General features: G+C 46.2%; 23 protein-coding genes. 21 read left to right on the top strand and 2 right to left on the bottom strand.

All coding sequences use genetic code 11. The annotated features are described in order from the left end of the window. Positions 1 to 1,302, top strand: a complete 1,302-nt coding sequence (locus WFK81_RS04320) for a GerAB/ArcD/ProY family transporter (RefSeq protein ID WP_336785199.1) — start codon at positions 1 to 3, stop codon at positions 1,300 to 1,302. Between the two features lie 450 nt (positions 1,303 to 1,752). Here the strand turns inward: WFK81_RS04320 and WFK81_RS04315 are convergent, their stop codons facing one another. Then, positions 1,753 to 2,091, bottom strand: a complete 339-nt coding sequence (locus WFK81_RS04315; RefSeq protein ID WP_015846857.1) for a winged helix-turn-helix transcriptional regulator — start codon at positions 2,089 to 2,091, stop codon at positions 1,753 to 1,755. 153 nt (positions 2,092 to 2,244) lie between these two features. On the opposite strand from WFK81_RS04315, the gene WFK81_RS04310 reads away from it, so the two are divergent. Continuing rightward, the gene (locus tag WFK81_RS04310) at positions 2,245 to 3,219 is read left to right on the top strand and encodes an aldo/keto reductase family protein (RefSeq protein WP_336785198.1); all 975 of its coding nucleotides are present in this window, start codon (positions 2,245 to 2,247) and stop codon (positions 3,217 to 3,219) included. 62 nt (positions 3,220 to 3,281) lie between these two features. Beyond that, positions 3,282 to 4,445, top strand: a complete 1,164-nt coding sequence (locus WFK81_RS04305) for an MFS transporter (RefSeq protein ID WP_336785197.1) — start codon at positions 3,282 to 3,284, stop codon at positions 4,443 to 4,445. A gap of 48 nt (positions 4,446 to 4,493) precedes the next feature. Here the strand turns inward: WFK81_RS04305 and WFK81_RS04300 are convergent, their stop codons facing one another. Next, entirely contained in the window at positions 4,494 to 5,243 is a 750-nt protein-coding gene (locus WFK81_RS04300; protein WP_336785196.1) for a hypothetical protein, read from the bottom strand. A gap of 371 nt (positions 5,244 to 5,614) precedes the next feature. Between WFK81_RS04300 and coxB the strand changes: the two genes are divergently transcribed. The 18 genes from coxB to WFK81_RS04210 all read left to right on the top strand — a co-directional run bounded on the left by coxB (position 5,615) and on the right by WFK81_RS04210 (position 23,827). Then, positions 5,615 to 6,661, top strand: coding sequence for a cytochrome c oxidase subunit II (gene coxB, locus WFK81_RS04295; protein ID WP_442956016.1), 1,047 nt, complete (start codon positions 5,615 to 5,617; stop codon positions 6,659 to 6,661). 67 nt (positions 6,662 to 6,728) lie between these two features. Next, a complete protein-coding gene (gene ctaD / locus WFK81_RS04290; protein WP_336785484.1) occupies positions 6,729 to 8,573 on the top strand; it encodes a cytochrome c oxidase subunit I in 1,845 nt (614 codons plus the stop codon). Continuing rightward, positions 8,570 to 9,187: a cytochrome (ubi)quinol oxidase subunit III gene (locus WFK81_RS04285; RefSeq protein WP_336785194.1), complete on the top strand. Its 618-nt coding sequence runs from the start codon at positions 8,570 to 8,572 to the stop codon at positions 9,185 to 9,187. The genes ctaD and WFK81_RS04285 overlap by 4 nt, the downstream gene beginning before the upstream one ends. Before the next feature lie 3 nt (positions 9,188 to 9,190). Next, a complete protein-coding gene (locus tag WFK81_RS04280) occupies positions 9,191 to 9,508 on the top strand; it encodes a cytochrome C oxidase subunit IV family protein (protein WP_015846850.1) in 318 nt (105 codons plus the stop codon). A gap of 86 nt (positions 9,509 to 9,594) precedes the next feature. Continuing rightward, positions 9,595 to 10,524 (top strand): cytochrome c oxidase assembly factor CtaG, encoded by a 930-nt coding sequence (gene ctaG / locus WFK81_RS04275; protein ID WP_336785193.1) that lies wholly within the window; start codon positions 9,595 to 9,597, stop codon positions 10,522 to 10,524. A 133-nt stretch (positions 10,525 to 10,657) separates the two neighbouring features. Continuing rightward, entirely contained in the window at positions 10,658 to 11,122 is a 465-nt protein-coding gene (locus WFK81_RS04270; RefSeq protein WP_336785192.1) for a DUF420 domain-containing protein, read from the top strand. A 154-nt stretch (positions 11,123 to 11,276) separates the two neighbouring features. Beyond that, entirely contained in the window at positions 11,277 to 12,002 is a 726-nt protein-coding gene (locus tag WFK81_RS04265) for a hypothetical protein (protein WP_336785191.1), read from the top strand. Positions 12,003 to 12,021: 19 nt separating this feature from the next. After that, entirely contained in the window at positions 12,022 to 12,411 is a 390-nt protein-coding gene (locus tag WFK81_RS04260; RefSeq protein ID WP_336785190.1) for a GntR family transcriptional regulator, read from the top strand. 3 nt (positions 12,412 to 12,414) lie between these two features. Continuing rightward, positions 12,415 to 13,323 (top strand): ABC transporter ATP-binding protein, encoded by a 909-nt coding sequence (locus WFK81_RS04255; protein WP_336785189.1) that lies wholly within the window; start codon positions 12,415 to 12,417, stop codon positions 13,321 to 13,323. Between the two features lie 31 nt (positions 13,324 to 13,354). Continuing rightward, on the top strand, positions 13,355 to 14,260 hold the full coding sequence (locus WFK81_RS04250) for an ABC transporter ATP-binding protein (protein WP_336785188.1): 906 nt from the start codon (positions 13,355 to 13,357) through the stop codon (positions 14,258 to 14,260). Beyond that, the gene (locus WFK81_RS04245; RefSeq protein WP_336785187.1) at positions 14,253 to 15,566 is read left to right on the top strand and encodes an ABC transporter permease; all 1,314 of its coding nucleotides are present in this window, start codon (positions 14,253 to 14,255) and stop codon (positions 15,564 to 15,566) included. Before WFK81_RS04250 ends, WFK81_RS04245 begins: the two co-directional genes overlap by 8 nt. A 527-nt stretch (positions 15,567 to 16,093) precedes the next feature. Then, positions 16,094 to 16,369 carry a hypothetical protein gene (locus WFK81_RS04240; RefSeq protein WP_336785186.1) on the top strand — a complete coding sequence of 92 codons (276 nt, stop codon included), beginning with the start codon at positions 16,094 to 16,096 and terminating at the stop codon, positions 16,367 to 16,369. 200 nt (positions 16,370 to 16,569) lie between these two features. After that, positions 16,570 to 17,544, top strand: coding sequence for a LacI family DNA-binding transcriptional regulator (locus tag WFK81_RS04235; protein WP_336785185.1), 975 nt, complete (start codon positions 16,570 to 16,572; stop codon positions 17,542 to 17,544). A gap of 199 nt (positions 17,545 to 17,743) precedes the next feature. Then, positions 17,744 to 18,652: an ABC transporter permease gene (locus WFK81_RS04230; RefSeq protein WP_336785184.1), complete on the top strand. Its 909-nt coding sequence runs from the start codon at positions 17,744 to 17,746 to the stop codon at positions 18,650 to 18,652. A 12-nt stretch (positions 18,653 to 18,664) separates the two neighbouring features. Continuing rightward, positions 18,665 to 19,570, top strand: a complete 906-nt coding sequence (locus WFK81_RS04225; protein ID WP_336785183.1) for a carbohydrate ABC transporter permease — start codon at positions 18,665 to 18,667, stop codon at positions 19,568 to 19,570. A gap of 120 nt (positions 19,571 to 19,690) precedes the next feature. Next, positions 19,691 to 21,313: an ABC transporter substrate-binding protein gene (locus WFK81_RS04220; RefSeq protein ID WP_336785182.1), complete on the top strand. Its 1,623-nt coding sequence runs from the start codon at positions 19,691 to 19,693 to the stop codon at positions 21,311 to 21,313. 122 nt (positions 21,314 to 21,435) lie between these two features. After that, a complete protein-coding gene (locus tag WFK81_RS04215; RefSeq protein WP_336785181.1) occupies positions 21,436 to 22,938 on the top strand; it encodes a glycoside hydrolase family 32 protein in 1,503 nt (500 codons plus the stop codon). Between the two features lie 13 nt (positions 22,939 to 22,951). Beyond that, a complete protein-coding gene (locus WFK81_RS04210; RefSeq protein WP_336785180.1) occupies positions 22,952 to 23,827 on the top strand; it encodes an ROK family protein in 876 nt (291 codons plus the stop codon). Positions 23,828 to 23,872: the final 45 nt, after the last annotated feature.

Below are 23,872 nucleotides of genomic sequence, written 5' to 3'. Positions count from 1 at the left end.
ATGCAAGATCGGATGAAAGTGTCGACCATACAGATGTCAATGCTAGTTGGCTCGCTGCTGATCGCTTCCAATATGAATACGATGCCGACGGCCATTACGATGGCCGCCCAACAGGATGCCTGGTTCGCTTATTTGTTTCCGATTCCGTATGGCATTTTTATGGCCTATTTGATGTGGAGGCTGATGCGCTTCAACCCGGACAAAAATATGTACGAAATGATGCAATACTCCTGCGGCAAATGGCTTGGAGGGCTGCTCAACGGCATATTAATTGCGTATCTTACGCTGGATTTAATAAGCCAGCTGCGCATTTACAGCGACTTCTTCAGTTCTTCCATTCTGCTGCGGACGCCGCAAATCTACATTTTGCTTATGACAATGCTCCTGCTGTCCTACTACGCAGGGGGATCCATGGAGCATTTGTTCCGGACCAATGTGGTGTTTATCCTCTTGTTCCTATCCCTTTATGCTCTAACACCGTTGTTCTTGTTGAACGAAATCGATTTGCACAAGTTAAAGCCCTTTTTAAGCGGCGGGGCCGTTCAGCCGTTGAAGGGGGGAGTACTAGCCTTAAGCTCCTTCACGGACCTGATCATATTCGGGTCCTTCCTGCATCATGTGCGTAAGCCGCGCGATATTTATATCGCGATGAAAACCGGCGTCATCTATTCCGCTATGATGCTTACCATCTGGCTGTTTTGTGTCGTTGGTGTCATTAGTCCGATTCTTTCCTCAAGGGTTCTGTATATCGGTTGGATTCTAGTGCAGCAGATTCATGTTACCGATTTTCTGGACAGGATCGACTTGTTCCTCATTTCACTCTATGTTCCCGTCCTTCTCATCAAATTCGCTGCGCTGTATATTGCGATTCTGACAGGAATTGCTTCTTACACGAAGAAAAAGAAATTCGACTTTATCAATTTGCCCATGGGGATTGTCATAACCATTCTGGCGGCAATCTCATTCGACAATACGGATGAGGTTTCGTTATTCTACGCTTTTGGCATGCTGCCGATATCGTTTGGCGTACAGATTCTGTTCCTTGGAAGCTTATTTATTGGCCTTGCCTTCCGGAGGCAGAAGAGTATGCCGCCTGATATGAGGTTATCCGGTTATGGGATAGGGGTATGGCTGACGCTAGCGGGGGCGATGGCGGTCATATTCGCTGGTACGATGGTTGGCAATATGCGGGGGATCTACGGCAATATAAGCTCCACGTTGTTTATTTGCTTTCTTGTGTTATGCGTTTATATGAGCTTTCAAGAGTATAACAAATTTGCGGCACAGGGAAAAAACGGCTAGAAATGGATAGCGGCACCCGATATCGGGTGCCGCTGATTTGTGTACCTTATATTTAACCTCGGCGGCAGTACGTGTACTCGATTGCAGCATCATCAGCTGACCGCGCGGTTCATATCCCTTGTTAATTGCAACAAGATTTGTGTGAGATGTTCATCTTGCGCATACTCTGGGTTGCTTTGCGTAACGGGCAAAGCAGCTTGTAAGCATACTTTAAAACAACGAAAGCCCTGCCTCTCTTCCGTCCTTGCGGCTCCTAGACCGCGCCAGTGTGAATCAAAGTTCTTACTGTTCGTAAGGATTGGAATTAACAGAAAAAGAAAAATCTAAATTCGAGGAAATCATGAATTTTTCTGTTTTTTGGAGGGATATACAGGGGTTAAATATAACACAACTTTCTTTAGTATACATGCACTCGCCAGAAAAAGCAAGTAAAAGTAAGAAAATGTTAAGCTAAGTCCATTTGGCTGCCCACAGCTTCATTTGCTTCAGAATCGCATGCAGGTCTTCGCCTTTTGGCGTAAGGGTATATTCAACCGTAACGGGTACGGTCGGGAATACATGCCGTTCAAGCACCCCTTTTTCCTCCAGGTGGCGGAGCGTGCTTGTCAGTGCCCGAGGGCTGACCGCCGGAATCAGACGCTGGAGCTCCCCGAATCTTTTTGTACCGCAGAATAGCTCTCTGATTACAAGAAATGCCCATTTCCCGCCTATGACGTCCAATGTTTTCTCGATATTGCATTCAATCGTTTCCGGTTCCTTCGGAATGTAATTATTCGCATTCATGATCATTAAAGCTCCTTTCTTTCTTAACGAGCCAAAGTTACTTTCAGTATAGTATATATAATAGAAATAATAAATTGAAAAAACATTCACTACTTTAAAAAGAATACAGCCTGCCGTACACTTAGCCTTGAAAGAGATCAGGCGAGGAGGAAGTCAAAGATGAAATATAGAAGACTCGGCAGCAGCGGATTAAAAGTTAGCGAGATTGGTCTTGGAAGCTGGCTTACTTACGGCGACGCAACCGAGAAAGACACGGCAAGGGAATGTATCCGGCTTGCTTATGAGAACGGCATTAACTTTTTTGATACGGCTAATGCCTATAATCGCGGTGAAGCGGAAAAGGTAATGGGGGAAGCGCTGCGAGAATTCCGGCGCAGCAGCTACGTGCTGGCTACGAAAGTGTATTTTCCGATGGATGCCGGACCAAACGACCGCGGCTTGTCGCGCAAACATATCATGGAGCAATGCGATGCCAGCTTGAAGCGTCTTGGCACGGACTATATTGACCTCTATCAGTGCCACCGTTATGACCCGGAGACCCCGGTCGAAGAAACGCTTCGTGCTTTGGACGATCTTGTTGCTTCGGGCAAAGTGCTCTATGCGGGCATCAGCGAGTGGACAGCCGCGCAAATTACCGATGCGGTTGGAATCGGCAAACGTCTTGGTCTTCGGCCGCTCGTTTCGAACCAGCCGATCTACAATATGATTGAGCGTTATATCGAGAAAGAAGTGCTGCCGACAAGCGAAAGAGAAGGCCTCGGGCAAGTGGTGTTCTCTCCTCTGGCGCAGGGTGTATTAACCGGCAAATACAAACCGGGTCAAGCCGCCCCTTCCGGCAGCCGCGCGGCCAATGACCGGACTAACTTCGTGATCAACAGCTATATGCGCGAGGATGTATTGGCCTGCGTTCAGAAGCTGGAGCAGCTTGCCGGAGAACTGGGCGCTACGCTGTCGCAGTTTGCGTTAGCCTGGGTGCTTCGCCAGCCCGGCGTAAGCTCCGCGATAATCGGTTCAAGCCGTCCATTGCAAATCGAAGAGAACATAAAGGCCATCGATCTTGTCCTGACAGACGAGGTGCTCGCGCGAGCAGATGAAATTCTCGCTGAGATTAACGGATTTGCTCCTCTTCGCTAAGTGAATGATGAATGTATTCCTTCATCTAAATAGGGTATGATGGGTTCAGGTTAGATGAAGGGATGAAAGATATGAAGCTTGCTTTGCTTAGGGGGTATAACTTCTTCTATTTCTCGATGTTCGCCATGTTCTTGTCCTTCCTGCCATTATATTTCGCAGAGAAGGGCATTTCGGCATCGGAGATTGGAGTGATCCTCGGAACGGGAAGCATCATCGGAGTCGTTTCCCAGCCGTTATGGGGGATGATTAGCGATAAATATAAAAAGGTAAAGGCTGTGCTCCTTATCTTGCTTGCCGCTTCTATTGGACTTGGGATGGCGCTGTTCTCGATATCGCTTATGCCTGCGGCATTTGCGCTTACGGCTGCGATGTACTTCTTCCTGATGCCTGCCGACCCGTTAACGGAGAGCATGAATTACCGCTTGGCGGAGAAAGCGGGAGTTGGCTTTGGCACCGTCAGGATGTATGGCGCGCTAGGTTATGCTGTTGCTTCCTATATAATAGGGTACATTGGAGACAGGTACGGAATGGGCAGCTTTATGTACTTGTATGCTGCTTACGGAACTGTTGCCTTACTGCTCTGCGCCTTGCTGCCCGAAACGCCGGCAGCCGGAAAGCCGGTGGCTTGGCGGGATATGCTGCCTTTCCTGAAGGACAAGCGCACCGTGCAGTTTCTGCTGCTTGTGCTTCTGATCGCTATCCCTCACCGGATGAATGACAGCTATGTCGGCTTGTATGTGCAAAGCCTAGGCGGCGGGGTAAGAATGGTTGGATTGGCCTGGTTCATTATGACGCTGGCGGAGGTTGTGTTCTTTGCGCTTATCAACCGCTTCATCAAGCCTGGCAGGGAATTGCAGGTCATCTCCGTCGCGGCTGCTTTTTACGTGCTGCGCTTTGCCTTGTCGGCCTGGTGGCATAGTCCGGCCGCGATTGTATGGCTGCAGCTTCTGCAAGGGGTTTCGTTCGTATTGTTTTATGCGGCATCCATTCAATACCTGTATACCTTAATTCCTGAGCAATGGAAAGCGACCGGACAAACGATACTTGCGATGCTGCTGTTCGGGATATCGAGTATTATTTCCTCGACGTTAGGGGGCTTGCTCTTCGATTGGATAGGGGGACCTGCTTTATACGCGTGCATGTCGGCCTTGTCGTTTATCGGAGCTTGCTGCGGACTGCTCATTCAGAGGAATGTAAATCAAATGAAAAGGATCAGGGGAACGTAACCTGATCCTTTTTGTATATATAATAGAAGAGATTTTTTTGGAAATCGATTAATGGGTAGGAATAATGGATTGTCCGTTTTTTTGTCTGGCGCGCATATTGTCGTAATCCTTAATCTTCTGCGGCATAATATCTCCGCCCGCAAACTGGTATTTCACCAAGGTATTGAAGTCCTGAAGCCATGGGGTAAGGGAATGATTCCTCCAAGCTTCTTTTGCGTATTCATTTAGTTCGTTCACAAAATCCATATTGGCCGAAATATGCACTTCCTGGACAGCCGGTGCAAGCTCCCTGACTTTCGTGGCTACGGTCTGCTTCAGTTCATGGGAAAGCATGCTGTGATCGTTTACGGTAAATAGGGAGTTATACGGCGTGACCAGATGACGGTTATCCCAACGTTGGCTCCCTGTATCATGGTTGTACACGCCTTCGCTGGTTCCGGAAAGATCCTGCTCATCGGTATGTCCTGCGCTTTTGGTGCCAACGGCAGACCAATCGAGAGCAAGGCCTACGTAAGCATTTTTGTCGGTAAGCATAACAATGGCCGATCCAACCCCGCCTAGCTTGGATACCTCATTGGAAATTTTGTTGCTGTATTCGAAAAAGGCATTGTCATGCTGGCGGGGGTTGTTGGCGGAAGAAGTGCCGTACATTTTGCCGCCAAGCATTTTGGCGTCTCCGGATTTCCTGCTTCCGTAATCGTGATCGCTGCTTTGGATGTTCTTTTCGTAACCGCAGGCTGCAGTCATGCTTATCAATAAACAAGAAATCATCAATAAACCGGATACTCGTTTGTTCATGGGGAATCAGCCTCCATTCGGGCAGTTATAGGAATAGGGTTTGTAGGGAACGATGAAATATACACTTTGGCCTCCATACATAATTGACCATGGGTTTGGTGCACAATGTAGGGTAGGGAAACCGTGTTTAGTAGCACGTTTATAATCACTTTGTCAAAGCCGCGAAACCGTGAAAAACCTGAGTTTTTGACAGCTTTGAGAACAATTTGTGAACTCTCTGTGGAACATTGACAAATAAGTACAGCAACTTTATATTTAATTAAGTGATTTAGTTCCAGTAGTTGTCATAACATCTGTGAAACACGCAGTTTGCCGCATTATTACTAAGATGTTAGCATCTGCGAAAACGTCAAAAGTGGGGTTGATTATTGATGAATCGGTGGCAGTTTTTTAGAAAGCTTGCACCGCTTCTGGCCTTGATGGTGCTCGTGCTGTCGGCATGCGGACGAAGTGACTTGTCCACGCTGAGGCCCCAAGGTCCTGTAGCGGAAGAGCAGTTCGGACTGATGAAGCTGGCGATTTCAATCATGCTCATCGTGATTGTGGTCGTGTTTGCGATTTCTTTCTATGTAATTATTCGTTTCCGCAGACGTCCCGGCGACAACGCCATTCCGAAACAAGTGGAAGGTAACCATAAGCTGGAGATTATCTGGACAGTCATTCCGATTATCCTGCTGATCATCCTGGGTGTGCCAACTATTCAATCGGTATTTAACCTCTCAAAGGATCACACAAAAGATCCGGAGGCGGTTAAGGTTGTTGTAACCGCTCACCAATATTGGTGGGAATTCGAGTATCCTGAACTCGGAATTAAGACTGCACAGGAATTAGTAATTCCTAAAGGCAAGACGATCTCCATCGAAGCGAAATCAGCAGACGTTCTTCACTCGTTCTGGATTCCGTCTCTTGCCGGTAAAATCGATGCAAACCCTGGAGCTAACGTAAACATCATGTACTTCTCGGCTCCAAAAGAAGGCGTTTACTTAGGTAAATGCGCCGAGCTTTGCGGACCTTCGCACGGCTTAATGGACTTTAAAGTAAAATCGGTGGACGAGGCTTCGTTTGACCGTTGGACTGCTGCATTGCAAGCTCCGGTTGCGCTTCCAAGCGACCCAGCTATTAAAGAAGCATTTGTCAGCAAATGTCTGACTTGCCACGCTGTAGGCGATCAAGGCGGTCCGGCATTCCCTAACCTGACTGGTATCGGCAGCCGTGAGACTGTCGGTGGTATTCTCGTTAACACTGATGATCCGAAATATTCCAACGAAGGTTCGACTTACGACAACCTGCATCGCTGGATTGAAGATCCGTCGGCTGTAAAACCTGGCACGCTGATGCCTAAGGTTGATCTTACTCAACAAGAGCTTGACGGAATTTCAAAATATTTATCGGAATTGACTCTCGACTATCAACAATAATCATCGGTGATTAAAGGAGGTACCTACCTTGGCTCATGGACATGCGGTTAAACGTTATTCCGGCCTGATGGACTGGCTGACAACGGTTGACCACAAAAAAATCGGTATTTTGTATTTAATCGCCGGCGGTTTCTTCTTCCTGGTCGGCGGGTTGGAAGCACTTCTCATTCGGATTCAGCTGTGGAAACCGCTTAACGATTTCGTTAGCGCGGATACATATAACGAGCTGCTTACGATGCACGGTACTACAATGATCTTCCTTGCGGCGATGCCTGTCATCTTCGCATTGATGAACGCGATTGTACCGCTGCAGATTGGCGCGCGCGACGTTGCGTACCCATTCGTAAACGCAATTGGTTTCTGGACTTTCTTCTTTGGCGCCGTTCTGCTGAATGTCAGCTGGTTTACCGGCGCTGCTCCGGACGGCGGCTGGACCGCTTATGCACCGCTTTCGGGCACAACTTTTAACGGCGACCACGGTTTTGACTACTACGTGCTTGGCTTGCAGATTGCGGGTATCGGTACGCTGGTCGGCGGTATCAACTTCTTGGTAACGATTATTAATATGCGCGCTCCGGGAATGACCTTCATGCGCATGCCGATGTTTACTTGGTCCGTATTCATTACTTCGGCGCTGATCCTGTTCGCATTCCCTGCACTGACGGTTGGCCTTGCGGCCCTCATGTTCGACCGCATATTCGACGCAAACTTCTTTGATCCTTCCGGCGGCGGCAATGCCGTTCTCTGGGAGCATATTTTCTGGATCTTCGGGCATCCTGAGGTTTATATCCTGATCCTGCCGGCATTCGGCGTTATCTCCGAAGTTGTCAGCACGTTCTCGCGTAAACGGTTGTTCGGATACAGCTCGATGGTCTTCGCTACGATCCTGATCGGTTTCTTGGGCTTCATGGTATGGGCGCATCACATGTTCACGACAGGTCTTGGACCGGTTGCGAACGGCTTGTTCTCCATCGCAACGATGCTGATCGCGGTACCGACAGGTATCAAAATCTTTAACTGGCTATTCACGCTGTGGGGCGGTTCCATTAAATTCACTGCAGCAAACCTGTTTGCCGTAGGATTTATCCCAACGTTCGTAATGGGCGGCGTGACCGGTGTCATGCTGGCAGCGGCTCCTGCCGACTTCCAGTACCACGACTCCTACTTCGTCGTAGCGCATTTCCACTACGTTATCGTTGGCGGTCTTGTATTGGGTCTCTTTGCGGGTCTTCATTACTGGTGGCCTAAGATGTTCGGCCGCATGCTGAATGAAGGTTTGGCAAAGCTGACGTTCTGGACATTCTTTATCGGCTTCCATCTGACGTTCTTCGTACAGCATTTCCTTGGTCTGATGGGTATGCCACGCCGGATCTGGACTTACCTGGACGGTCTTGGCTTTAATCAACTGAACTTAATTAGTACAATCGGCGCAATGCTGATGGGTCTTGGCACCATCTTCTTCGTTCTGAATGTTGTCATTACGGCGTTCAAGCCTAAAAATGCAGCAAACGATCCTTGGGAAGACGGCCGTACGCTGGAGTGGACGATCCCTTCGCCGGCTCCGGAATACAACTTTAAGCAAACGCCGCTTGTTCGCGGTTATGATGCATACTGGAAAGAAAAAATGGATGGTCATAAAGAAATGACGCCGGCTGAACCAATCGGCTCGATCCATATGCCATCCCCGTCCATTCTGCCATTGTTTATGGCGATCGGCTTGTTTATTACAGGTCTCGGTCTCATGTACTCGCATGGCGAATGGGGTAAAATCGCAGGTATTGAAGCAGGATTCGTTGTAGGCGGTATCGGTCTGATCATTACATTTACTTGTATGATTATCCGTTCCCTGATCGATGATCACGGCTTCCATATCGAACCAGAAGAACTGCAAGATAAGGGGGTTAAAGCATGAGTGCACATTCCCATACTGAAGGCCAATTGCCTCATGAGCCTGAAAAAGCAACCCTCGAGGGTCGCAATAAGATTCTTGGTTTCTGGTTATTCCTTGGCGCGGAAACGGTATTGTTCGGAACGCTCTTCTCGGCGTTCCTTGCTCTCCGCGACCAGGTGCTCGACGGTCCGAAATCGCAAGAGCTGTTCGAGCTTCCGCTCGTTGCGCTTGCAACCGGCTTGCTCCTGACTTCCTCGCTTACGAGCGTATTCGCAACACAAGCTCTTCACCTGCAAAAGGTAAAAGCAATGGTCTCGTGGCTGGTTGTTACGGTAATTCTCGGTTTAGGCTTCCTGGGCCTAGAGATTTACGAGTTTACGAATTACGTTCATGAAGGACATGGCTTTACAACGAGCGCATTCAGCTCCTCGTTCTACACATTGGTTGGCTTCCACGGCGCTCACGTAGCGTTCGGTATCGTGTGGATCTCGCTTCTGATCGGACAATTGCTGAAGAAAGGCCTGACGGTTACAACTGCTCCCAAAGCATACGTTGCCGGCATTTACTGGCACTTCATCGACGTTGTCTGGGTATTTATCTTCACCGTCGTTTACCTGATGGGAAAGGTGGGCTAATCCATGGCAAGCAATCATACCACGGAGGAACAACGTCCGGTTCGTCATAAGGTTGAAGGACCTAAGAAACATATCGTTGCCTTTATCTTCTCGATCCTGTTGACACTGATCGCTTTCGCGGCTGTTGCAGGCGGTGAGATTAACACCGACTTCATCTACATCATTCTTATCGGCTGCGCAATCTTGCAAGTATTTGTACAGATGGCGTTCTGGATGCATATGAAGGATCGCGGTCATACATTCGCGATAATCGGTATCCTGTTTGGCGTATTCGTAGTATTCACGTGTGTCATCATGGCAGAATATTGGGCTTGGTGGTAACGTTATTGCATAATTGAAAAGAGGAGGGTCCCCAATACAGTTACGGGCCCTCCTTTTTTGCAGATATTTGAAAGGAGCTGCCATCGATGCTTGGCTTACAGTATTTCAGCTTTGAAGAGTTGTGGACCCCATGGTTTCTGTTCTTCATGATCGCCGTTGTGATTCTTTACTTCTATCTGATTGGACCATGGCGGGAGAAGCATGCACCGCACGCGGATAAGGCAACAGTCTGGCAAAAAATCATGTTTGTGAGCGCAGCGGTCATGTTCTACCTCGTGCAGGGAGGCCCGTTCAGCTTGCTGGGCCACATGATGTTTACGTTCCATATGATAGACATGTCCGTGTCTTATTTGATTGTGCCGCCAATGCTGCTGCTCTCGGTACCCGCTTTTATCTGGCAGAGAATGTTCGCTGCCCAAGGCTGGAAGAAGCTGCGCTTCATGACGCATCCGATTGCTGCAATTTTAACGTTTAACATGCTGTTCTCGCTCTATCATGTACCGCTTCTAAACGATTATGTCATGACGCATTTCTGGCTGCACCGGCTTGTTTATTTCATCTTGCTTGTTGCTGCCATGTTAATGTGGGCACAGATTGCGAATCCGGTTCCGGAATGGAATCGCCTTACCGATCTGAAAAAGATGGCCTATGTATTTGCCAACGGCGTGCTCTTGACGCCGGCTTGTGCTTTTATTATTTTCGCGAGCACGCCGATGTATGCGGTATATAGCAATCCCGATACTTGGGTGAAAGCGATGGGCTATTGCGTAAGCGATCCTTCCCAGCTGCTTACGTTGTTCGACGGACCACAGTTCTTTAATCTTCTGGGAAGCCCGGAGGAGGATCAGCAGCTTGGCGGTATCGTAATGAAGCTGCTTCAAGAGTTCATGTACGGCGTCATTCTGGCTTATATCTTCTTCCACTGGTTCAAACGCGAGCATAAGGATGATGATGTAACAAATGCGACAAATGAAGTGCCAAATGAGCTGTCCAACATGAACAAAGGCACGGTATAATAGAGCGGATGATAGGTACATAATCGTCTGTTTATGTGATAATTCTTTAAGCGTATGCTTTCGAAGCAAGAATCATCATAAACAGACTACACCTAGTCTGTTTATGTGATAATTCTTTTTAGGTGGGATAGCATTGGACAAGTACACAATTTTTCCTACGATCAGTACGAGCTTTATCGTCATAAGCGCGATTCTGGTCGCGATCGGCTGGAATCTCGCTATTAAGCGGAAGCTCGATCAACATAAGAAAGTAATGATAGCCGCGGCTATTGCAGCGCTCATCTTCTTCATCATCTATTCGTCCCGGACCGTTCTAGTCGGCAATACGGAATGGGGTGGACCGGATAGCTTGAAGCCTTATTATTTAACCTTCCTGTTATTCCACATCGTACTTGCTACGGTTGCAGCCGTGTTTGGCATAACAACGCTTGTGCTTGGATTCAGGGAAAAGTTCTCGAAGCATAGGAAGTGGGGAAAAGTCACTTCCGTGATTTGGTTCTTTACGGCAATTACAGGCGTTGCCGTGTATATCCTTCTCTATATGATGTATCCGGGCGGTCATACCAAGCCGGTTATTGACGCGATCTTTGGCTGGTAGTTGGAAGAGAGTGTGTGTCTCAGAGCATGAGGCATACACTCTTTTTTTTGATTAAAAATTGGTAAAATCTGTTGACTCTATCGTATCACCGTGTATATACTGTGTATAAGGATATATACAGTATAATGTCTGTGTTTTGGAAGGAGAGGGGCTTTTGAATTTACGGCAAGGAGCCTGGCATATTGCTAAGCATGAGCTTACGCGGGATTGGATAGGAATTCTGTTTACCTTTTTATTTAGTCTTTATCTGGCCTTAATTACAATTGCGGTCTATAACGATGCGGAAAAAATCACTTCGTGGTTGCTGGATATGATCTTTATCGTTACTTTTCCGAGCCTCGCTTTTGTAATGAACAAGACAACGATGCGCTTCTGGCGGGAGGATATCTTCACCGGTAAGCTTGCGGAATGGCGGACGCTGCCGATTCCGCTATCCCATCTGGTGATTGGGAGGATGCTGCAGCTGGTTATCGTGCTGGGATTGGTGTTGACTTTATTTTTCACGACCCAATATATACTGGTTGACCGCCTGCATGACCATCTATCTATCGGAGCTTATCTGTTGTTCGCGTTGTTCTGGTATTTTTATGCCTTATCGATGGCCGTCTTGTACGTGTACTTTGAAATCGGGCATACGGGCAAAGCTTACGCGATGTTCTGCTATATCAGCGTTGCTGTTTATGTGGCGATTTGCGCGTTGCTTGGTTTTTTCAAAGCAGGTATTGTACTGGGGCTGCTGAATGAAGCGGAGAAGGGACATTGGTGGTATACGGCAGCGGCATTCCTCGTGTGTCTGATTACCGTGTACTCGGGTTATAGGATTATCAAACGCCGGCTCAAGAACCGTCATTATACGAAAAAGATTTCGGTAAGCTCCTGATTTGGAAGAAGGTGAGACTGTGTGGCTGCCAATTCATATTAACGAACAAAGCGCGGAACCGCTCTATTATCAGATTGAAGTACAGCTAAGAGCGCTAATCGTAAGCGGGCAGCTGGAAGAAGGAACTTTATTGCCCTCCATCCGTGAGTTGGCGCAGCTGCTCAAATGCAGCGTTATTACGGTACGCCGGGTCTATCAGGATTTGGAGAATGAAGGGCTTCTCCGGACGAAGCAAGGAACCGGAACCTATGTAGCCCGGATCGAACAGAAAGCGATGGACCGGTACCGTCTGGACGCGGTTACGGAAGCACTTGAGGCGGCCGTTGATGCCGGCAAGCTTGTACAATGCACAAGGGAAGAGATAATGAAGCTTTTCCAAGAAGTGCTGGATCGAAAATTTGGAGGGTGAATGATGACCGACATTGTAGTAAGTTTGAGGGAAGTAGAGCTGCGGCGGACGCATTTTCAACTGGGACCCATTCAATTGGAAGTGCCGAAGGGGTATGTGACAGCCATTGTAGGGCCTAACGGCTCCGGTAAAAGCTCAACCTTCAAGCTCATTCTGGATTTGATAAAACCCCAAAAAGGGGATGTAAAGCTTCTGGGGAACAACATTTCGGAGGATGATGACTGGCAGACGAAGAGCAGAGTCGGTTTTTTGCCGGAGTTGTTTTCTCCGCATGACGATAAGCTGAAGGCTTCTTCCAAGACGGCGTTTGTGAAGAAGTGGTATCCCGATTGGGATGTGAATCGCTATCAGGAGCTGCTTCGGTTATTTGAGGTGGATGACGGCATTAAGCTTGGTAAAATGTCCAAGGGGATGCGGCGCAAATACGAATTTGCTTTAATTCTGTCCCATCACCCGGAGCTGCTCCTGTTAGACGAACCTTCGTCAGGTCTTGATCCTCTGGCCTGGCGGACGATGATAGATGTCCTTCACCGCTATATGGAGCCTGGCGACCGTACGATTCTGATGGCATCCCATATCGTTGAGGAAGTGAAGCGACTTGCGGATTATATCGTATTTATGATTCATGGGCGCGTGCTTGGCGTATACGAGAAGGATGAGTTGTTTGGAAGCTGGCATGCTTTTTACGTGCATGGGGAGCAGGTCAACCGCAAGCGAGTTCAAGCCATGCCGGGACAATGCGGGATTGAGGAAGCTGGCGGCGGTATGCTCCGCGTCATTACGAGGATGGCACCGGATGCCGAGGACTGGTGCGGGCAGGAAGAAATTACGATTACGCACCGGCAGGCTCTGCAGCTTGAGGATATTCTGGCCATATTGGTTGAGCAGGAACGGACGCGGCTCCGGTCATAGTTTATTAGTTTAAAAGGGAGGAATACAGAAGATGAAGCCTTTGGTAGTAGATCGGGTGCATAAGCAGTACGGGGAGAAGAAGGCGGTTAACGGAATCAGCTTTGAGGTGGAAGAAGGGGAAATTTACGGATTGCTGGGAGCCAACGGTGCCGGCAAAACAACGACGATGCGGATGGTGCTTGGACTGATCTATCCGGACCAGGGCAAGATTTTGTATAACGGTCAGCCTTACACAAAAGAGCAGCTCCGCATGCTCGGGTACTTGCCGGAAGAACGCGGACTGTATCCGCGTGTTAAGGTAAGCGATCAGCTGATCTACTTGGCGCAGCTGCGCGGGATGAACAAGAAGGATGCGGATGCCAATCTTAAGCGTTGGCTGGACCGGTTCGAGGTTCCGGACTACTACGGCAAAAGGGTCGAGGAGCTGTCCAAGGGCAACCAGCAAAAAATCCAGTTTATCGCTTCGGTTATACATCGTCCTCGCATCGTTATTTTGGATGAAGCTTTTAGCGGTCTTGACCCGGTTAACGTGGAACTGTTGAAGTCTACCGTTAAGGAATTGCGGGATTCCGGTACCTCGATGCTATTCTCGACGCACCGGATGGAGCATGTCGAGGAGCTGTGCCGCAACATTACGATCCTTCATCGTTCGAACCCGGTACTGCAAGGCAGCTTAAGAGATATAAAGAAACGTTACCCGCGGGAAAAGGTCATACTGCGCACGGAAGGCGAAGTTGCCGGTCTTGAAGGGCTGAGCGGGGTAACCGGTGTGAAGAAGCATGAATACGGCTATGAGGTTGCCATTGCGGAGGAGAGCTCGGCGTCGAATATTTTGCGCCATGCCCTAGAGCAGACGACCATTTACAAGTTCGAGATTATGGAGCCGACGTTAAACGAAATCTTTATTAAAGCGGTAGGCGGTGATTTGCATGAATAGTTTCTGGACGGTAGCAGGCTTTACGATGAAAAACAAGTTCAAAGGTAAATCCTTTCTGATTACGACGCTTATCTTTGTCGTCATCTTATGTATTGGCTCCAACCTGCCTTATATTATTTCGTTATTTGATAAAAACAGCGATAAAACGGCTAACATCGGTTATGCGATTGATGCGCGCGCTGTGGAAGGAACCCAAATCGCGGAGCAGCTGCGCAAGACGTACGCGAGCCAGGAAAAGCCGGCAATCAAGCTGATTGAATACCCGGATACAGGCTCCACGGAGCAAAACGAGAAGACATTGAAAGACGCCGTCGCGAATAAGAAAATCAAAGGCTACCTGATATTTGGCCCTGTCAATGAGACGGGCTTGCCTACGGTAACCTATAAATCCGAGAAGCTGATGGACGAGAAAACGTCGCAAGCGCTGGAGCAGGGCATTCAAATCGTAAAAACCGACATCGTCCTGAAGGACAGCGGATTAACGGATCAGCAAAAATCCATGCTGCTAAGTCCGGTAGTTATTAATACGATGCAGATTGCGGCAAGCGATGGTGCAGGAGGAGCAGGCAATGGCAAGACCGAATCTCAGCAAGGCGTAGACATGGGCTTTGTGACGTTCCTTCTTCTGTTATTGTTCTTCGGCATTATGGTATCGGGTCAGATGATTGCCTCGGAAATTACGGCGGAAAAAAGCTCGCGCGTAATGGAGATCATTGTTACTAGCGTATCGCCGCAAAAACAAATGTTTGGCAAAATTTTCGGAATGTTCGTCGTAGGCCTGACGCAGATTGTAGCTTACTTGGTTGTTGTCATTATTAACATCAACCTGCCGCATAACAACTCGGCCTTCCAGCAATACGATATCGACCTGACGAAGGTAGATCCGCTTCTTCTGGTCTATGGCTTGCTGTTCTATGTAATGGGCTTCCTGCTGTATTCCACTTTGTTCGCTGCGGTTGGTTCCATCGTAAGCCGTACCGAGGATCTGGGCCAAGCGGTAATGCCAATCACGATGCTGTCGCTGGCGGGCTTTTACATTACTACGTTCAGCATTTCCAATCCGGATACGATGCTTGTAAAAGTCACTTCGTTTATCCCGTTCTTCTCGCCTTTCGTCATGCTGCTTCGAGTTGGCCTCGCCAACCCGCCAATCTGGCAGGTTATTGTATCCATCGCGATCCTGCTCGTAAGCATCTATGCGGCAGGCTGGCTGTCAGCGAAGATTTACCGTACCGGCGTCTTGCTCTACGGTAAGCGTCCGAGCTGGAAAGAGCTGCGGAAGGCCATGAAGGCTTACAAGGTGTAACGACTATTTATTATCGCTGCTTGCTGTGAGTGAGTAACGGTTATAAATGAGACAGATGTAAGTAATAATTGAGACAAAACACAATACATGTTTGAGACAGAAAAGACCCTTGATACATCTAAAAAATGAGATGGATCAAGGGTTTTTTATATCATCTTGGTGAGCAGGGTTAAAGTATGGTTGTTTGGGAAAAGGGTTTTAATTCTAAAAATATTTTTTTATTTATAACTGAGATATTTCTTTCCACCAGTGAGTCGCATGTACTGTTGTTACACGTTAAGCGTATGACATTTGAAGAGGAGGCTATCAGACGTGAGTGAAGGGAAGACGACCAATAATAATTGGAACAAAAAGTTTGCTTCAGGAATGGCACTTGGAATTACAATCGGCGTAGCTCTCGGGGGGCGTTAGATAATATTGTAATCGGCATAGCCATTGGCGCCGGATTAGGAGCCGCATTCAGCGCAACATCTTCTAAGCCGCCTAAAAGCAAATAAGTAACAATTATGAAGAAAGAGGGCCATGGGATGCAGAGGATTAAGATGATGTATAAACTATTTTTGAGTGAGCCATGGTGGTTCAAAGTTCTTGTCATTTCCATGCTGTTCATTGCCATTATTTTTAGCGGATCATCGTTTAATGGCTATTATCAGAGTGGGGCTAAGCTTGCCGCGGCTATATTTTTCATTTCATACGGTATCAAATTTAGAAGAAACACTCGAATTGGAATTATTTTCTTCTTAGTGGCGCTTATCTCGCTATATCTGTCTTTTGAGCGTTTTAAAGAGGCAGCTAGCTTTTAATGATAACGAATTCGTAGCAGGGACTCAGCCGTGAAGCTCGAGGAGGGAGATTGGTGAATAACTTCCTTGTCACCCTTATGGAGAGAGAGACGACATAAGCATATATAAATGTATCTAAAAATATTTATTGAAACGTTTCCAAAATGGTGTTAGTATATTGATATCAAGTAAAGAGGTAATATGCATCAGGAGGTATGAGCTTGTCAAATTTGAAAGATGTAGCCGAATTAGCCGGTGTTGGGGTTGGTACCGTATCGCGGGTCATCAACAATCAGGCATCGGTTAAACCGAAGACTCGGGAAAAGGTCATAGCAGCGATAAAGCAGTTAAATTATGTGCCCAATGAAATCGCTAGAAACTTTAAAATGCAAAAATCAAATTTAATCGCATTATTGCTTCCGAGTATATGGAATCCATTTTTCTCCGAACTTGCCTACTATATTGAAGATGAACTTGATCGCGAAGGTTACAAATTAATTCTATGTAACAGCGGTGGCAAGCCCGCGAAAGAACTATATTACTTTGATATGCTCAGCCAAAACAAAGTTGCGGGGATTCTGGGTATTACTTATAACGATATTGAGAGTAGTCTGGATACAGAAATACCACTTGTTAGTATTGACCGTCACTTCTCTAAATCAGTTCCATGCGTAACGTCGGATAATTACACAGGAGGCCGGATTGCAATGCGGGAGCTATACAAAGCCGGTGTTCGTAAGCCTGCATTCCTGGGAGCCATAACTTCCGTGTTCAGTGAGACAATGCTTCGGAAAAAAGGATTTATCGACGAAGCAGAGTCACTGGGTCTAGACTATATTATTTATGAAGAGCCTGATCCGATATTGGACGATTTGAAATATTTCGGAAATTTCTTTAAGGTTAGGGAGAACCGCGAGGTTGATGGTGTATTTGCCATTACAGATCTTTTTGCTGCCAAGTATATTGATCAAGCACAAAAATACGGAATTCAAGTTCCTCAGGACGTAAAGGTAATTGGTTATGATGGCATTCAGGATAGTACGCTGTTTCATCCAATTCTTTCGACAATTCGTCAACCGGTAGAAGAGATGGCACGGACCTCCGTGCAACTTCTTTTAACCCAAATCTCTGGAAATGCGATCTCGCAGGATACGATTCGGATTCCCGTACAGTTCAGGCCTGGAGAGACAACGTAGAACTTTATACGTTAGGCCTGATTTTTTTCTCGCTAATTTGGAAACGTTTCAAAAAAGAAAATCTCTTATGCAAAAAAGATCTAAGTTTTGGAAACGTTTCAAATATAAAATATGTATTCGTTTCCTTTTGTTAAAAATGGGGATTAAACTGCATCAAAATGGAAACGTTTCAAATTAATCGAAAGTGAGGCAAACCCAGTTGAAGTCTAGACGTTTAAAATCAATTCTGAACAATTATCAGCTTTACCTTTTCTTGCTGCCCACTCTTTTGTACTTTGCTATTTTTGCTTACTGGCCGATGTATGGGGTTATCATCGCTTTTAAAGATTTTTCCGTTACGAAGGGAATCTTGGGAAGCCCATGGGTAGGATTCGAGCATTTTGAACGATTCTTTACTTCCTACAATTTTAAAGAGTTGATTGCTAACACGCTTGGACTCAGCGTACTGGGGCTTATTGTTACCTTCCCATTGCCAATTATCCTTGCTTTAATGTTGAATCAAGTCTCCAATTTGCGATTTAAGAAGTTCGTTCAGACAACGGTTTACGCACCATTCTTTATTTCAACTGTTGTCTTGTCTGGGATGATTCTGGTATTCCTCTCACAGACAGGGATTATTAATCAGGCAATCGTACACCTGACCGGTAGTAAGCCCATTTTGTTTATGACTCAACCTGAGTATTTTAAAGCTATTTACATTTTATCTGATGTCTGGCAAGGAACCGGGTTCAGTGCCATTGTTTATCTGGCAGCTTTGGCTGGGGTGAATCCAGAAATTCATGAAGCGGCTATCGTAGATGGCGCTACGAAATGGCAGCGTATCTTGAATGTCGATTTACCTTCGATTATGCCTACGGCAATTATTCTGTTGATTCTCGCGGTAGGAAATGTAATGGGTGTTGGTTTCGAGAAGGCTTATTTACTACAGACACCGACTAACTTACCAAGCTCTGAGATCATATCGACCTATGTTTACAAGGTGGGTCTGAAACAATCCCAATATAGCTTCTCCGCTGCTGTAGGTTTATTTAACTCAGTTATTAATCTTGTTCTACTCTTAGCTGTTAACAAAGCTGCCAAAAAAATGTCTAATACAAGTTTATTCTAGGAGGGACGAACCGTGTCCGTCAGTCAGACAAAATCATTAAGATCTCGAAACGATCTTATATTCGACATCCTGAACTATTTCGTTTTATCGGTAATCGCTTTAATTGTGTTATACCCCTTGTATTTCGTCTTTATCGCTTCCATAAGTAATCCCACAACGGTTCTAAATGGTGAGATGTGGATTTGGCCAAAAGGCATTACGATGGAAGGTTACATGCGTATTTTTAAAGAGGATAGCATTTGGAGAGGGTATCAGAATACCCTTTTGTACACAAGTGTAGGAACCGTAATTAATGTTACGTTCACGGTCCTTGCAGGGTACGCGTTATCCCGCAGAGATTTATATGGCCGAAATACAATAATGGTTTACCTGCTCATCACAATGTTTTTCTCTGGCGGGTTGATCCCCACTTATCTGGTTGTTAAGAAGCTGCACTTGGTAAATACGATGTGGGCTCTGATTCTTCCCAAGGCAGTTTCCCTTTTTAATGTTATTATTGCACGGTCTTTTTTCCAAGACACGATTCCAAATGAACTTCTTGAGCAAGCTAAGATTGACGGATGCTCGGATATTACCTTTTTTACCAGAATCGTGCTTCCGCTTTCTAAGGCTATTATTGCTGTATTGGCTTTGTTTTACGCCGTCGGCTACTGGAACTCGTTCTTCGATGCCCTTATTTATCTGGGAGACGAGAAAAAGTACCCATTGCAGCTAGTACTGCGTAACATTCTTGTCATTCAAAATGAGCTTGCAAGCCAATTTGTAACGGATGTTGAATCGGCGGAAGTCCAGCAGCGTGTAGCTAGCTTACTCAAATATGGTGTTATTGTTATTGCTTCACTGCCCTTATTGGTCGTCTATCCGTTTATACAGCGCTATTTTGTCAAGGGCGTTATGATCGGCAGCGTGAAAGGATAAGCAAAACAACCGAAATTAATGAAGTTCATCACACTAAGGAGGTGGTTAATGTAAGAATAACTATGGCAAGCGAATTCTAAGGGCGGTTGTTTTAACAAAGATAAAACAGGAGGAATTGAAATGAAAAGAAGGTATGCTTCAACTTTATTTCTGTTAGTTTCTGCAAGCCTGGTATTTACAGCATGTAGCAAATCCTCAAATGATCCGGAATCATCATCTTCATCTAAAAATGGCAATGCAACCACGGTGAGTGATATCAATTTAACAGGATATCCAATTGTGCAGGATAAAGTTACGCTCAAATTTGTGTCTCCTAAAAACCCGTTAGCTCCAAGTTTTGGAGACATGACGTTTTTCAAGAACCTTGAAACGCAATCCAATGTCCATATCGATTGGAATAATATTGCGAGCGACGGCTATCAGGAAAAGAAGAATCTGCTTTTGGCTACTGATGATCTCCCAGATGCCTTCTACAATGCACAATTCTCTGATTACGACTTGATTAAATATGGAAGCGAAGGAACCATTATTCCTCTGGAAAACTTGATCGACAAGTACATGCCGAACCTGAAGAAGTTGTTTGAAACACGTCCGGATTTGAAAGCTGTGGTAACGGCACCTGACGGGCATATTTACTCCTTGCCATATGCGGAAGAAATGAATCTAATCGGTATGCCTAATCAGATGTTCATTAATAAGAAATGGTTGGACCAGCTGGGTCTGCCAGTACCAACTACGCTGCAAGAGTATCATGATGCTTTAAAAGCGTTCAAAGACAACAATGTAAATGGAAAGGGAACCGTGATCCCACTCTCTTGGTGGTTCCAAGGCTGGTGCGGTAATGAAGGAGATCTGCTCGGCATGTTTGGAGCACCAGACGTAACGACTGACGATCATCGCATCGTAAAGGACGGAAAGGTTCAATATTCGCTGGCTCTTCCAGAATATAAGGAAGCAATTGCTTATTACCATAAATGGTATGAAGAAGGTTTGATCGATCCAGAGATCGCTAGCATGGACGGCGAGAAGTTGAAAGCCAAAGGTAAAACCGCTGATGAGACGCTTGGTTCCTTCATTTGGTGGGAAGGACCAGAGATTGTTGGTGAAGATCGAATGAAAGATTACGTCCTGATGCCGCCTCTTAAAAATAACGATGGTGAAGTCGTAATTGGCAAAACGAACTACTCCGAGTATTCCCGTGATTCTTTCGTTATCACAAAAGCAAACAAGCAACCAGAAATCACTGCTCGTTGGGTTGACCAGTTGTACGATCCGAAAACGGCTATCCAAGCACATTGGGGACCGATTGGTGAAGTATATAAAGAAGAGAACGGCAAACTGGTAAATCTGCCGGTTCCAGCTGGCACTACAGCCGGTGAATACCGCATTAAAGTGGCACCAGGCGGACCGACCGTGATCACAAAAGATCAATTTGGCACACTCGTCGATATGGAGCCGCGCGCGAAGCAACGGCTGGATGAACTTCAAAAGTATTACTTCCCGTATCAAGTGAAAGAAAATTATCCATTTGTATTCTTCTCCGCAGAAGATCTGGACAAAATCAACCAAATTGAGACACAACTCAAAGAGTATACAAAACAAATGAAAGCGAAATGGCTCATGGATGGCGGCGTTGATAAAGAGTGGGATGGTTACTTGAAGAAACTTGACCAAATCGGATTGCAGGAGCTGCTCCAAATTTACCAAAAGGGCTATGACGATTTTAAGAAAAACAATACTTAAAGCAAGCCGGATAAAACCCTGCAAATAAGACACAGAACAAACCGGAGCAATGCGCTGTTGTTCCGGTTTGTTGTTCCTGCAAGAGTAAGGCTTTTGCTTTCAAATGGAAGGATGAACACGAAATGATAACTCAAATCATGAATCAAAGATACCGACCGCAATTTCACTTTACACCGCAGACCAATTGGATGAATGATCCAAACGGAATGGTTTTCTTTGAAGGTGAGTATCATCTCTTTTATCAATATCACCCGAATGGGACCACCTGGGGACCGATGCACTGGGGTCACGCCATCAGTTCGGATCTTGTACATTGGGAGCACATGCCCATCGCAATGAAGCCAGATCATAACGGTTTTATCTTCTCTGGAAGTATTGTTGTAGATTGGAAGGACAGCAGCGGTTTCTTCGGTGGCCAACCGGGTCTCGTTGCCCTTTTCACTCAAGCAGACCAGTATCCGGACTCAGATCGTCCAAGACAGCGGCAAAGCTTGGCTTACAGTTCAGATAAAGGAAGAAGCTGGACGATGTACGAGAACAACCCTGTATTAGCGAACGAGGAGCATACTGACTTCCGCGATCCAAAAGTATTCTGGTATGAGCAGATGCAGCATTGGGTAATGGTTTTGGCTGCAGGCGATCGTGTTCAATTCTATACTTCTTATGATTTAAAGAGTTGGACGTTTGCAAGTGAATTTGGCATGGAGGAAGGTTCTCATGAAGGTGTCTGGGAATGCCCCGATCTAATCGAGCTTCCAATTGAGGGTACTGAAGGCCAGTGTAAATGGGTACTTATTCTCAGCATCGGAGATCATCCTGATTTTGAGGAGGGCTCCAGAACTCAGTATTTCATTGGAGAGTTCGATGGCACAAGCTTTATAAACGACAACAATTCCGACAGTATCTTATGGCTTGATCATGGCCGTGATAATTATGCCGGTGTAACATGGTCAGATGTTCAACGTCCAGATCAAGCAAAGTTGTTTATTGGATGGATGAGCAACTGGAAATATGCCAATTTAACACCAACACAGGAATGGCGTAGTGCGATGACACTTCCTAGAGAATTACGTTTGCGCAGCACTCCTTATGGCAATCGAGTTGTGCAGCAACCTGTTCCCGAACTTCTTGTATTGAGAGAACAGGGTCAGAATCTACAATGGCAGGGTATTACTATTCGTCCCGGAGATAATTTGTTGGCTGGGCTCAAAGGGGAAAGATACGAACTGATCTGCGAAATTGAAGTTGGAAATATTGAGGAAATTGGGTTTAATCTTCGGGCTTCGGATACTGAAAAGACAGTAGTCGGATATCGTACAGCTGAGAAAAGATTATTTGTTAATCGCTGTGAAGCAGGGGAAAGTGGTTTTCATCATCAGTTTGCATGCAACCATGATGTTCAACTTGAACCAATTGAAGGTCGTATTCATCTTCACTTATTTGTCGATCATTCTTCCATTGAGATTTTTGCTAATGATGGAGAGGTAGTCATTACCGATCAAATTTTCCCGGATCCTTCAAGTGTAGGATTGGAATTGTATAGCCGTGGCGGGGAAGCAATCATACATCGACTTGATTTTTATCCGCTTCAATCTATTTATGCGTGTGAACCGGTATCTAGTTAGGAGGTGAAGTGATATGTTGCTGGGAGCTATTGAAGGCGGAGGAACTAAGTTTGTTTGTGGAGTTGGCACTATGGATGGTGAAATTATAGAACGAATATCCATTCCAACCACGACACCTGAAGCTACTATGGATCAGGCCATGTCCTTCTTTTCTAATAAAGGAATCGTGGCAATAGGAATAGGGACTTTTGGACCTATAGATCTAAACCCTCAAAGTTCTGCGTATGGGTCGGTAACGAGCACACCGAAACCGTACTGGAGTGGATACCGCATTCTGGATCATATAAAGCAAAGCACGGATATTCCACTTGGTATCGATACCGATGTAAATGCAGCTGCCTTGGGAGAGTCCGTCTGGGGGGCGGCAGCTGGACTTCGTAACTGTATATATATGACGGTTGGAACGGGGATCGGTGTGGGTGCGATCGTAGAGGGGAATCTCGTGCACGGCTTAATGCACCCGGAAATGGGACATATTGTTGTGAATCGTCATCCGAAGGACAGTTATGCTGGAAACTGTCCCTATCATGGCGATTGTCTAGAGGGAATGGCATCTGGACCAGCGGTAGAGAAGAGATGGGATAGCAAAGCCATGCTATTGGGAGATTCTCATAATGCTTGGGAATTGGAGAGCTTCTATATTGGTCAGGCATTAGCAAACTACATTCTCGTTCTTTCACCAGAGAAAATCATCTTAGGTGGCGGCATCATGAATCAAAAGCATTTGTTCCCGCTGATCAGAGAACAAGTGAAAAAGCGTTTAAACGGTTATGTAGATCATCCTGTATTTGCTTCCGATTTAGAAACCTATATTGTTCCGCCTTCTCTTGGAGGTAATGCAGGTTTGTGTGGCGCATTGGCTTTAGCAAAGAAAGCATTAATGAAATAAGCAGTAGTTAGTTCTCTCCAACTATACATTGACAAGAGTCCGTAT

This window comes from Paenibacillus sp. MMO-177 (assembly GCF_037147795.1).
In the GTDB taxonomy this organism is placed as follows: domain Bacteria; phylum Bacillota; class Bacilli; order Paenibacillales; family Paenibacillaceae; genus Pristimantibacillus.
This window is presented reverse-complemented; position numbering and strand designations above follow the sequence as displayed.

Bases quoted from the DNA above. Each gene is read 5' to 3' on its own strand.
- WFK81_RS04280 (WP_015846850.1), top strand. From the start codon at position 9,191: ATGGCAAGCAATCATACCACGGAGGAACAACGTCCGGTTCGTCATAAG.
- WFK81_RS04215 (WP_336785181.1), top strand. From the start codon at position 21,436: ATGATAACTCAAATCATGAATCAAAGATACCGACCGCAATTTCACTTT.
- WFK81_RS04285 (WP_336785194.1), top strand. From the start codon at position 8,570: ATGAGTGCACATTCCCATACTGAAGGCCAATTGCCTCATGAGCCTGAA.
- WFK81_RS04300 (WP_336785196.1), bottom strand. From the start codon at position 5,243: ATGAACAAACGAGTATCCGGTTTATTGATGATTTCTTGTTTATTGATA.
- WFK81_RS04305 (WP_336785197.1), top strand. From the start codon at position 3,282: ATGAAAGATATGAAGCTTGCTTTGCTTAGGGGGTATAACTTCTTCTAT.
- WFK81_RS04255 (WP_336785189.1), top strand. From the start codon at position 12,415: ATGACCGACATTGTAGTAAGTTTGAGGGAAGTAGAGCTGCGGCGGACG.
- WFK81_RS04310 (WP_336785198.1), top strand. From the start codon at position 2,245: ATGAAATATAGAAGACTCGGCAGCAGCGGATTAAAAGTTAGCGAGATT.
- WFK81_RS04220 (WP_336785182.1), top strand. From the start codon at position 19,691: ATGAAAAGAAGGTATGCTTCAACTTTATTTCTGTTAGTTTCTGCAAGC.
- ctaD (WP_336785484.1), top strand. From the start codon at position 6,729: ATGGACTGGCTGACAACGGTTGACCACAAAAAAATCGGTATTTTGTAT.
- WFK81_RS04250 (WP_336785188.1), top strand. From the start codon at position 13,355: ATGAAGCCTTTGGTAGTAGATCGGGTGCATAAGCAGTACGGGGAGAAG.
- WFK81_RS04245 (WP_336785187.1), top strand. From the start codon at position 14,253: ATGAATAGTTTCTGGACGGTAGCAGGCTTTACGATGAAAAACAAGTTC.
- WFK81_RS04320 (WP_336785199.1), top strand. From the start codon at position 1: ATGCAAGATCGGATGAAAGTGTCGACCATACAGATGTCAATGCTAGTT.
- WFK81_RS04240 (WP_336785186.1), top strand. From the start codon at position 16,094: ATGCAGAGGATTAAGATGATGTATAAACTATTTTTGAGTGAGCCATGG.
- WFK81_RS04210 (WP_336785180.1), top strand. From the start codon at position 22,952: ATGTTGCTGGGAGCTATTGAAGGCGGAGGAACTAAGTTTGTTTGTGGA.
- coxB (WP_442956016.1), top strand. From the start codon at position 5,615: ATGAATCGGTGGCAGTTTTTTAGAAAGCTTGCACCGCTTCTGGCCTTG.
- ctaG (WP_336785193.1), top strand. From the start codon at position 9,595: ATGCTTGGCTTACAGTATTTCAGCTTTGAAGAGTTGTGGACCCCATGG.
- WFK81_RS04315 (WP_015846857.1), bottom strand. From the start codon at position 2,091: ATGATCATGAATGCGAATAATTACATTCCGAAGGAACCGGAAACGATT.